This is a genomic window from Candidatus Obscuribacterales bacterium, from assembly GCA_036703605.1.
GTDB lineage: Bacteria > Cyanobacteriota > Cyanobacteriia > RECH01 > RECH01 > RECH01.
Genome location: DATNRH010000300.1, coordinates 1 through 1,399, shown reverse-complemented (window position 1 = coordinate 1,399; position 1,399 = coordinate 1). Strand labels below are relative to the sequence as shown.

Genomic DNA, 1,399 nt, shown 5'->3' with positions numbered 1-1,399 from the left:
GCCTTCGAGGAGTTTCTTTTGGGAGACTGGGTCATTGGCAATGTCAGTGAGTGGGGCACTGGGGAATATCTGATGGATGGTGTGAAGGAGGGCTCTGGAGTGGTGGCGGAGGACTTCAGGGTCCTGGCTTTGGACTAGAGCAATGTAGTCATCGACGAAGATCTCCAGTAGGTACTCGATTTGGCGTCGGTAGGCTGCATAGTCGGCATCGGTCCAGTGGGAGGGGATGATGAAAGGGTGAAGGAGTTGGGGATCGGTGGGAGCCAGAGTGGCATCTTCCATGACATGAGCCGGTAAGTGGTCAAACAAGCGAAGCCATTCCGCGATATCGCGACCGGTTTCGGAAGCAGCACAGAAGAAAGGGGGCGAACTCGTCCAGCCCATTTGGAGGGAGGCAGGGATGACAATGTGGGTGTCTTCGACGGGATCCAACTTGGGCAGTGGATAACAGAACTCAGATTCCGCATCAAGAGGCACAGCCATGCGCCAGAAACCGTCTTTGATGTCAAACTTGACACTCATGATAGGGCCAGCTTCTTCGGAGAGGGTGGCCATCTGGAAGATGATTCGTGGGAGAACTGATCCAAGTTGGGCCATGGAGTGGAGCGGAGCCGTTTCTTTGTTGGTGGCGTCATTAACAGTTGTGCCCATGTTGTTGCGCATGGACTCAGTGCGGCGAGCTTTGGCAGAGAGGTCAAGGAGCATACGAAACTTGCGGCTCTTGTGGGGAATGGCGGCTAGGGGGCTGATCTTGGTGCGCTGTTGGCCTTTGAGGAGAGCTTGACGCATGTCACTCCATTTGACAACACGACAGTAGCCTAGTTTGACCTTTTCCAAGGCCTCGTCCCGGACACACTGGGCTGCTTCCGGAGCTCGGGCAGAGGGATGGGAGCCGTAGGCGACCGCCTGGTCCAGCTGGTCGATGGTCCAGTCAGCAGCAATGTCGACAGGGGTACCGGTAGTGCCATACTGGTGGAGCATGGGACCTGCAGGATGAAGAGAGGCAAACATTCCGGGATACATGGAACCGCGGTTAGCTTGTTGGAGTGACTTACTGTGAGTGTCATTGAGAGTGGAGAGATCCGGGATCTCGGTGGGAGCCATGGTGGGCTCCCATGGTGGGGCCGGGGGCCGGGTTTGGGTGTTGACTGGGGAAGGTCGCGAGTCCGGGCGCTTTGAGGGGGGTGCAGTGGCGAAATGGACCTTGATTGCAGCTGGGGCTTTGCGGAGTGAGCGCTTGACCGGAGAGATGACTAGTGGCCTCGCCACAGGGTGGGGGGAGGGCACTGGAGTGGGGGAGGCCACCATGAGTCAGCTCAGTTTGGTGAACGCTGTTGTGAGTGTGTTGACAACAGCAGCGACATCAGCATCACGAAGACGTGTTGTAGGATGGTCCCTG

1 protein-coding gene is annotated in these 1,399 nt (G+C 57.2%); it reads right to left on the bottom strand.

What is annotated here, in order from left to right; genetic code table 11:
- A partial coding sequence (locus tag V6D20_06370; GenBank protein ID HEY9815411.1) for a hypothetical protein occupies window positions 1–1,104 on the bottom strand: 1,104 nt, incomplete at its 3' end.
- Between the last annotated feature and the right edge of the window lie 295 nt (window positions 1,105–1,399).